1 protein-coding gene is annotated in these 11440 nt (G+C 27.3%); it reads right to left on the minus strand.

All coding sequences use genetic code 11. From position 1 onward, the window contains the following. Nucleotides 1-93: 93 nt before the first annotated feature. A complete protein-coding gene (locus tag AVBRAN_RS10525; protein WP_239803844.1) occupies nucleotides 94-11397 on the minus strand; it encodes a DNA polymerase in 11304 nt (3767 codons plus the stop codon). Between the last annotated feature and the right edge of the window lie 43 nt (nucleotides 11398-11440).

Consider the following 11440-nt stretch of genomic DNA (forward strand, 5'->3'; position numbering starts at 1 on the left):
TCAAGACAATTATATAAATTAAATCATGCTAAATTGTAATTATTTTCATACACAAAAAATAAGAATAGAAAATAAATTCTATTCTTGAAAGTTTTATAAACGCTGTTGGTAAATACTAGTATCGTCATTTTTTAAAGGTTCTTGATTTTGAGTTGTAATATGTTTTATAGAGTCTCTAACTCTATAGTGAGATTTTAAATCGCTACTGACACTTTTTATCTTATTTGTAAAACTAATTGAATCTAATTGAGTTTCGTCAAGAGCTTCTAATTCTTTTATGATATCTTCAAAAGCTTCTTTTGTTAAATTTCGATTATCTAGCATGTTATTGAAAGTATTTTTGCCGTTTGGATTTAATTCGGTCAATTTAAGACTTAATAAAAAATTAATGTCTTTTATTATTTCATCATTATCCTGCAATTTTTCTTTTGATAATCTATTATTTAAACTGTCTCTTAAATTTTCATAAAAAAGTATTTTTTCATCTTTTTTAATATTATTGCTTTCTAAATATTCAGTTTTCTCAAGCTTTTGATTTTTTAAATGCAATAATTCATCTTTTAAAACAGGTAATAAAACTGTTAAAGCTAAATCAATTTTTACTTTTTCTGCTTCTTTTTTATCTAAATCAAAAGGAATATCTGACCTAAATCCTACTTCAAGGTATGATTTGGCTATTTTTGTGGTAGGGTCAAATGCTACAGCAATATCATTATTTGCTTTTAAAAAATTCGTTATATTTTTGCCATTATTACTAAATAAAGTTGGCATAATCTCTTTTCCAAAAATCTGTTCTATATTTTCTCCTAACCTTTCAAAGTTTATGGATAAAACTTGATTAAAACTTCCGTTTTTTAAATTAGAGTTCATGATTTTTAATATAGAATCAGTTTTAAAATCTATATTTAAAACCTTTTCTGCAAAGCTTAATAATAATTCTTTATCTTGTAATATTGAAAAATTATCTTTTCCTGCAAGCCCTCTTTCAAAAAGCATAGTTTTTATATTGTTTGTTTCTAATTTAGGCAATGCTTGAATATCATCAATTTTTATAAAATCAAGTATGTTTTTGTAATTATTTTTTTCTTCTTGTATATTACTCCCTTTCAATATGTCAAACATTTTTATACCTAAAAAATTATTAGTTTCTAACTCCTTTTGTGGCGTATTAGTTTTTGCTTCTTGTTCCACTTCATATTTTTGTATTTTTAATAGCGTTTGAATATTAGAATAATTTAATTCTTTTCCATCATTTATTAAACCATTCAAATTAACTAATTTTTGAGCTTCAATGCCTTTATAAGATTTAAAAGCATCTTTAATTAACGAAGTTGCTTCTTCATTAACCAGTTTTTTTCCTTTTTGTATTTCAAAATCAGATTTAAACCAACATCCATCTAAATCGTTAGCTAGTAATCTTTCTTTAACAGGTGTCGCTAAACCTGAAGCAATATTTGGATTTTCTATAAGTGATTTTTTTGATAAAGGATTTTCTAATGCTTCTTGTATTTTTTCTACATTAGATAAGTCAAGTTGTTTATCTTTTACAAGACTATCTAATGACAAAATAATTTCATCATGAACTTGTGCTAAAGTAGAAATATTGTTTTTTTCTAGATTTGCTAAACCAATTTCAATAATATCTGCAACAGAACCTTGTAAAAGACTATTTAACGCTTTAGTCGAAGCCATTTTTGGATTAAACGCTTCAGTTTCGAAACCAAATAGTGTTTTTACACTTGTTTTTGAAACATCGTTTATTGTTTCAATCTTAACTAAATTACTAATTAGGTCAGCTATATAAAGAACATCTTTATTTTTTGAAATATTATAGTAGAATTCATCATAGCTTCTAACAAAACCAGAGAAATTCTTTAAATAATCCAATTCTCCAGCAATATTTTTTCTATTATAAGCTCTAGTTTTATCAACAATACTATCTTCAGGTTTTATACCTATAAGGCAATCAAAAAATTCTTTGGAAATTTGTTTTTTATCTGAATTGACAAATATTTTAATTTCTCTTTGGTATTCATTCCCAGTATTTTTATTAACCTCATCAATACCACGAGAGCAAACGGTAATAGCATCTTTAAGTAAGTGTAAATTTGGATATGTTTTTTTATGTAAATTTATTTTTTCTTGTATATTTTCTAGTGCTTCATTTACACCCTTTGTCATTTTTGTAAGTTTAAATAAATCATCTAATTTTTGCCTAAAATTTTCATCAATTAATCCTACTGCTTCTGTAATTCTCTCTACTCCAGCACCATAAAGCATTTGGAAATTTATCTGCTTCGCTTCGCTTCTTGATACTTTTTTGTCTTTTTCAGTTAATACACTATTCATATTATCAGCAGTTTCAGCGTGCAAATCTTTACCACCTGAAAGGTCACCAATTAATCTTTTGTCCTGAGATAACACTGCAACAGCTCTGATTTCTGCTTGTGCTAAGTCAATAGAAACAAAATCATCTGCTTTATCACCTTTTAAAATCATATTAGAAGAAAAATCTTTTATTTTATCCTTTATAACCTCAGTTTTTTTATAATCAACGAAGCCAAAATTATTTAATGAATCTAACGTTAAAAATTTCTCTGTCTTTCCACTGAAGGACTGAATTGAAACCCCAATTCTATCACCCTTAACATTTTCACCCCTTGACGAAGAACGACCTGTTTTTAAGAGTTCATATCTTGAACCTATTTTTACATTTTTATTTTCACTAGGTAAAACAACACCTTCACCTAAATTGTTTAAAATCTTGTTTTTATATAAATCTTTTTGAGCCGAAACTTGTACATTTAAGCCATTAATAAGTGTTTGAATATCAGCTATTAAATTAACTAATACTGTTCTTTGCATCAAATCTTTATTGTTTTGAACTGTATTTGTTATCATAGCATAATTTAATTCTTCATCGGTATTATAAAGCGAATGAAAACTACTGTTAATAGCTATTCTCTCAGGTGCTTTTAAATCAATAATAGCTTTTTCAATACTACTAACTTTTTCTAATCTCTCAGCCAATGTTTTAATCAAAGATTTTTTGCCACCTGTCGTAGAATTTAAGTTGTTCTTAATGTAATCCCTTACACTTTCATTTTTTACTAAACTAGAATAAGCTATTTCTACAGCCCTAGTAGAGTTTTTATCATTGAACAAAGAATCATATACCTTACTTGCAAAAGCATCCACAAAATAATTCATTTTATTAACGTCTTTAGGATTACCTAAATAAGAAATAAAACCATTTAAAAGTTCTGTATTTTTCACATCCCCTACATTACGATTTTTATAGTCTATTTGTAATTCCTTGATTGTATTATTAATCTCTTCAATAACAGGATTTCTAATTTCATATATATTAGGAAATTTTTCATCAACTCTAGCTTTATAAGCTTTTATATCTTCTCCAAACTTTCTTGGAATTGCAGGAGACATATTAGCACCATTTAACAATGTGTATTTAAATGGCCAATCTGTATTTATGCCTAAACTTTTAGCATCTATATTTAAATTATCAAATGTAAAATCTCCATTAGGGTCAATTAATGTTAGTTTTTTTAAATCACTCTCTCTTGTTACCGTGTTTAATTTATTAAGATTAAAATCATAGATATTAAACAGTTTAGTTAATTTGTTTTTTGTATCGTCTCTTTGCAACTCAGTCGCTATTTGTTGCAAAGATTTTTTTAAGTATAAATATGGGTTTTGGTCACTAGCTAAACCTCTTTCACCGTAAAAACTCTTAATAATATTTATAGGTAATTCATGCAAAGGGTGGGTGTTATCTGATAATGCTTTTCTAAGAGTGTTTAAAATCTCACCAAAATATTCAGTATTTACAACCGTAGCAATATTGCTTAAACCTGTAAAATCAGCAACTAAACTTTTATCTCCTATATTATCTAATAATCTTTGTCTTTGTTCTCTAATCTCTTGTTGAGTTCTTGGAGCAGGAATATTAGATAAATCAATAGTTTCAATATTGATATTGCTTGCTTGTTGTAAATTTTTATTAACAGGCTCTATATTATTAACTACTTGTCTTTGATTTTGATGAGAATTGATTAATTCATTTAAAGCCATATCATTTTGTTTAACAAACTCTTTATATATAGTTTCAAAAGCATTGCCTTGAAATGCTAATTGTCTTTGAGTGTTAGGATTTGCTTTGTTATATGCTAATAATTTAGATTCTTCTAGTTCATTTTTTTCTTTTGAAAATGACCTACAATAAACTACGTAAAACTTTTTAAATACTTGCGTTGAACCAGGATGTCTAATAATACGATTTGTGCTTCTATCTTTATATTTAGATATATCTTCTAAATAGTTGTTAAACTCTTTACGTTTTTGAACATCGTTTGCATAATAATCATTGTTAATTTTATCTAATATTCTATCAATATTAATACTTCTTGCTTTAAATAAAGATGGGTCAGCATTATCTTTAAAAATATTATGCTCCGATTTACCATCAGAATAAACAACCACCCTATTTGCTAAAATCATATTAGCAAAATTAACGGCTTCATTGTGTGTTAAAAATGAGGTTATATGTAATCTTATTCTACTTAATGATGTAGGTATATTTTTCTCATTAAAATTTCCTTCTATAGGAAACTCTATATCTTGTGTATCAGCATTATAAAAACAATATTTCACATTGCTTGTTAGAATTTTTTCCATAGCATCTGAGAGTATCTGTCTTTCTTCATTATTTGCCTGACCTAATATAATAGGTTTTTCGGTATAGAATTGATTGTTTAAAGTGCTATTTTTATACATTAATAATGAAAGATTTATTACTTTATTATCAATTTCACTAATGCTTGCAAAATTGATATTTTGTAAATTGATAGCTTCTTTAAAATCTATTGGATATTTTGTATTTTCAGTTTCTTGTTTATACTCTTGTTTAGGTTCAATTTGTAAAGGTTCTTCTTTATTCACTGGTTCTTCTTGAGGTAGTTGTTGAGTTCGTTCAAATTCTGCTATATTTTTCTGTATCAATTCATTTTCAGCTAGAATATCTGTATCTTGTGTATATTCTAAATAGTTATCTGAATAATCACCTAAATAAGCATCTAAAGGATAATCATCGTTGTAGCTACTACTCATAGAATAGTCATATTCACTAAAATCATTATCTTGTAAAATGGTTTCTTCTTGTTTAGGTTCAATTTGTAAAGGTTCTTCTTTATTCACTGGTTCTTCTTGAGGTAGTTGTTGAATTTCTTTTTGCTCTTCTTCTATTATTTGCTTATTTTCTGATTGTGGTAAAGAAGCTTCTTTAATCGCTACCTCATCTATATTATTCAATATTTCGTTTTTTATTGTTTCATCTTCTTGAGATACTTTTTTCTCTTGTGAAACATCTGATTGAGTAGGGATATTTTCAGATATTGTTGAAATATTATTGCTTTGTGCTAAAAGTTTATCAAGCATAGCTTTATCATTTTTAAAATCATTATTAAACCATTTAACAAAAATATTGCTCTCTTGCTGTGGGACATATTTTACTATTTCACTTATTTGTTTATCAAAGCTTTCAAGTAATTGAGTTGTTAATTCCTTATTTTTTACACTAGTAGATATATCTTTATAAATTTTTTCAAGTTCTTTACTTGATAAATTAACCATTTCGCTTTTTAGATTTCTTATTGAATTAATCATAGTCTGCTCTAATTGGTTTAATGAGCTTGTTTTATTTATATCAATATTATCATTTTCAGCTAGTTTTTTGATTTTTTCTAATAAAGCATAGGTTTTTTGTAAACTTTCAAGAATGTTTTCGTCTTCTTGGATATTACTATTTTTATTTTTTTCTTGCAAAATTGTTGAATAATGTTCTACGTTTTTTAATTCACTTAAAAGCTCTTCATTTGGGTTTACTTCTTTTATAGGTTGAATGGGTTGTTGCATTATTTCTTTAATGCTTTTATTGTTTTCAAGCCATTCAGATATTTCTTGCAAAGAAGCTTTATCTATTATTTTAGACTCTGTATTTGCTTCTTTGTATCTTTGTATTACTTCATACCAACTATCAAATCTATCTTGAATGTTTTCAGAAGTTAAAGCATTTTTACCCTTAAAGTTTTTAAACTCTCGTATAGCATTAATTACTTCAATTGCTAAATTATTTTCGTTTTGTGATTTAGGTTCTTGACTTATATCCGCAGGCTCTTGCTTAATTGATTGATAATTTTCTTCTTGTTTAGTATCTTCTGTTTGCAAAGGTTGTGCTTGATTATCTTCATTATTTTCGTTTTCTGCTAGTTTTTTTTCTATACTTTCGTTTTCTGCTAAAATATCATCATCTAAAATATCATCACTATAATCTTCTATAAAATCAATATCTTCTTGTAATATTTTTGTATCTTCTTGCTCTTTTTTTGCTTGTTGTTCTTTTAAAATTTCTTGCTCTTTTTCAGCTTGTAATTTTTCAAGTTCTTCTTTTGCTCTTTCTTCTTCTTGCTTTCTTTTTTCTTGTTCTTGTTTTAATGCTTCAGCCTCTTGTTGGTTTAAAAGGCTTGTAAATACACTTTCAGCAGTTTCTCTAAACGCAACTATAGTCTTTTGCGTATCTGAAATTTTATCTTGTGTAAGAGCTAGAATGCCACTAAATTGTTTATTTAAAGTATTTGTAAAATCTTTATTATTAGGATTTATAGCATCATAAAATAAGGCAATTTTACCTGATTCAAGAAGCACTGCTTTTAAAGGTTCTAAATTTGTATTTCTATAAAATATACTATTTTGATTATTAAGCATATTTGTTAAAGAATTTAAATAGTTATGTGTATCTATAATACCTTTTTGGCTATTATAGATTTGTGGTTCTTGCGTAGTCTTACTTACAAATGTATCAAGATTAATTACAACACTTGCAATTTCACCATTTAACCCTTTTTGTTTTAAATCTTCTGGATAGTAATCTGTTAAAGCCATTAATTTTTCAATTTGCTGTTGAGTAGGAGTTGCTGTGATATTTTTCACGCTTGACAGTAATACATTTACCTCATCGTTTAAAATATTATTATCCTTTCTTTTTAAATTATCCATATTACTAGCATCAAAATAAGTAGTTTCATCTTGTAAAATGACAGTATGCTCGTTGCCTTTAAAATCTTTAATTTTATATAAGAATTGATTTCTTGTATCTATTTCTTTTTCTATAGGTTCTGTATTTATTTCTTCTTTAATTTCAGTCGTATTTTCTTCTTGTTTTTTATCTTCTTGTTGGTTAGGCTGTTTTACTTCTTCTTTTTTAGGTTCTTCTTGTGGGTTATCTTGTTTTGTTTTAGCAGTAGGTTCTTCTTGCTCTTTTTGATTATCTTGTTTAATATCTTCTTGCGTTGTAGTTTGTTTGGTGTTTTGTTGTTTTGAAGATATTTCTAATTCATAGTTTAACATGTCATCTTGATATTTTGAGTGACTTGTTTTTGTAGAATAAGTATAATCAGCAAAACTACTTATAGAATTTCTAATTTTATCTGCAACAGCACTTCTTACTAATACATCTTCGGCATTATTGAATACTTCTTGGAATAAATTAATTGTATATGTTCCATCAATATTTTTTTGATATACAACCTCTTTTGCACCTTTTAAACCGCTTTGTGAGTTTATAATTGAATTATTGTCAATAAGTGCTTTTGTAAGAACTTTTAAATATTCATCTTGACTTATATTTTTTATTTTATTGTTTATTAAATTTTCATCAAGCTTTAAAGTCATAGATACCATTACGACGTGATTATCTTTAGCCTTTTCTTGCATTGCCTTACTTAAACCTAAACCATCCCATATTTTTGGGTTTGAAGCTTTAATTCCGTATGGTTTAGCTTTAAAAGTATTCATTAAAATAAGTTCGTCTCTAAGTTGAGTATCACTTTTTTTGTCCCCGTTTGATAAATATTGACTACCTTCACCATTGTATTTGATAGTTTTTTCGTTTTCACAACAAAATAATTCATCAAGCTCTTTTTGTCTTAAAGCATCAGACTTATCTCTTTCTTTATAAGTGGCTGTTTCGTTACTTTTTGCAAAATATTCATTTGTAGCTTTTACTCTTGATTCTATACTTTCATCTAAGGCAAAACGGCGTAGATTATTCATAGCCACTAATATTTTTCTATGGGCTTTTTCTGATTCAGTATCTTCTACTGCTATAAAGATTTTGTTATCTTTATAAAAAGCTTTTAACGATGAAGGAAAATTTACATCCTGCTTTATAAAGCTTGTTGGGTCGTTAAAGGCTCTCGCAAGTGCTTGAGCATAAGCATCGGGTCTTACTCTACCATAAAAACTATTGGTTAAATTATCAGGAATTGTTATTTCAAAATATACATTTTTTCTTTTTAATATATCAGATGTTCCTTGTAAGGATAAATCAGAACCGTAAAAACCTTGTGGAGCAGTCGTGCCAGCATCTTTAATTAAAGAAACCAAATCTCCTTCAATAACTGTTTTTGCATAAAGTTTTTCATATCTTTCTTGAATATAAGATTTTGGAGAGCCGTCATTGTTAAATTCTGATAATTCATTAGCCCAATTAAAAGGGTATTTCTTTTCTTTTGTTTCGGGATGAGTTGTCTCGTAAAATTGTTTCCAATTTTTTACAGCTTCTTTTCTAGCCTGAATTGTTGTTTCTGTTTCTTTAACTTCAGCTTCTTTATTTGTGTTAAAAATATCATCTTGGTTAGTTTCAGTGTTATTAGTTTGGTTATTTTCACCAGTTTGTTTTTGTCTATTAGCTTGAGTTTGCCTTGCGTATTTTACTTTTTCTTCATAATCTTTAATTAAAACAGAGAAATTGCTTTCGCCTGTTTTAGGATTAATTCTAGCGTTTTGAGTAATTGCACTTAGTGCTAATTCTAAATCTCTTAGAGTTTCGTTTAGATTTTTTACCTCATCTTTGTCAAAAAATAAAATTAGTCCATCTTTGCCTGTAAAAGTGTCATCCATTATTTTATACGGAGCTTTTGCGTATGATTCTTCATATAAAATACTGTTTTGGTTTAATAGATATTCTTTTAAAAAACCTTTGTAATATCTTCTAAATGCTTCAGGGTCATTTTTTAACTCTTTTAACATTGGATGATTTGGAGGTAAAATCTTATCAAGTATTTGATTATTTAACTCTCCTACGTTTAAATGTACTGCATGTAAAGAATTATCTTTTAGTTTTTTTAGTAAAATCTCATCTTTATCTATAAATGCTTTTACTTCCATATCAGCTAATGGTTTTTCATATCTAGTAAATCTCTCTTCACCATCTTTTAAATCGCTTGTAGTTCTAAAGAATATGTTTTCTTTTATGTATTGTTCTTCACTCTTTAAATTATTGTCTTTATCATATTTTGAAGCTTCACCATTCCAAGAAAATATTCTTGTCTTATAGGCAAATTTTACATTTGATAGGTCTACTTTTGGTATAGCTCCATCTAGTTTAATTTCAGCTTTTGATGATTGGTATTTAGGATATTCATCATTAAGCATTTCCTGCGTTCTGCTCCAAAAATCTTTCGTGTCATTAGAGAATTCGTTTTGTAGTTTATTTAGTTTTTCCAAATCTTTGCGTATGCTATTATCTAATTCTCTTATTAGTTTATCAAATCCAACATCTTCGCCCCTTGCACGACGTGCTATATCAACTTGTTGGCTTTCTGCAAGTCCAGCACATATATTAAGTAGTGCATGATTCATCCAAACGTCAAACTCAGATTTTTGTAATGTATGTTCTAAGAGTTTTGCTACTTCTTCTCTACACTCATTTATATCTCTTTGTGGAGGAATTATTTCTCCATTTGGCCCAGTTGATGGTAAGAATTCTCTTGGTAATATGTGTTCGTATTTAGCTAATTCTTCAGGATTAATTATAGCACCCATAGAAAGTTTTGCGGCCAATGCCCTAGCCTCATCTCTTTTTATTGTTTCATTCATTACAATATCTTTATATTGTTCATATGAACCTACTCCAAAAAAACCTATATAACTACCTACTAAACTTTGCCCTATTTTTTTAGTTGCTTCAAGAGAAGACAAGGCTAACATTTTAATACCACATTTAAGTCCAAGCCAAGCGGCCTTGCCTGATTTATCTGCTGAAGCTTTGCAATAGTTTGCTATATTTTGAGCCAAAGAGCTATCATAGTCGAAAAATCTTTTTCTATTGTATGTGTAATTATGCTTTATTTCTTCTTGTGGCTTTTCTTTTGCTTCTTCTAATGTTGCTATAGTATTTTTTATTTCTTCTAAACCGTGTTGGATTAAATCATATTTGGCTATTGGCGATGAATTACTTATATTAGCAATAAATTCGTGTGCTTTTTCTTCTTCTTGTTGTGTTGGCAATTCAATCATTGCTGTTATAGGAATGATTTGTGTTTGTGTAGTTCTTGTTTGTGTTTGTATAAAATCATTTAATGCTTTTTCTTTTTGTGCTATATCAGCAATTATTTTTTCTCTTAGTTTTTGATTTAATTGGTTATGGGTACTTAAAACAATAGTTGCTTCATAACTTCCATCTTCATTTGTTTTTACTCCCCAATTAATGTCTTTTAAATAAGTAGCCCAGTTATCTTTTAAGTTGTTGTCTTGTCCGAATAAAACTTCTATCTTTTTATTAATAGCATTATAGACATACGCCTGAATATCAGCATCAGGGTTATTTTTTAAAGCTTGTGTAATTTCATTATCTAAAAGCTTTCCTGTAATTTTAAAAGATAAAGCTTTGCTCTCGTCTAAAAGATTTTTTATTTCCTCATTTTGGTTTTCGCTAAATCTCTCATCGTTTTTACCTATTCTTAAAGGATATTCAAGATTTAATATATCTTCACTATTAACTACTGAAAGTGTGCTATCTATATCATTAATTATTTCATATCTAGCAAAATCGTATATGCTTAATTCTTTGAAAGCAAAAGAAGTATTCTTATTGTATAAAAGCTCATTTTCCATGAAAGCATTGTATTTATCTTTATCAGCTCCAAATATATCTTCTAAGCCCTTGATATTTTCGTGAGCTGGGATATTAATTTTGTTTGGCTCTATATTTGTATTAGCAAAAGCATTTGAAATATTAATGTTAGTGTTTTTTGAATTTATTATTATTTCTACATTACAATTTTTACAACCATTTAGCATGTTTTCTAAATTATTAGCTTTAGAAAAATCCCATTTAGTTAAACCAATATCTTCATAAAAGCTTTTAGGGAGATTAACATTTCCGTTTTCATCTTTTGCAAAATCAAATAGATTAGAAAAATCTGTTATTTCTGAAGTATTAATTTCAACTTCAATCATTCCATTGTTATTAAAATCAGCAATTACTTCTTTTAAAATTTCTTGTAATTCTTGTTTGTTAGTTGGTGTATAAACTTTCATTTTATTTTACTCCTTTTGTTGCATTTTATTTAATTAATTTTAC

The sequence above is a fragment of the Campylobacter sp. RM12651 genome (genome assembly GCF_022369475.1).
Lineage (GTDB): Bacteria > Campylobacterota > Campylobacteria > Campylobacterales > Campylobacteraceae > Campylobacter_E.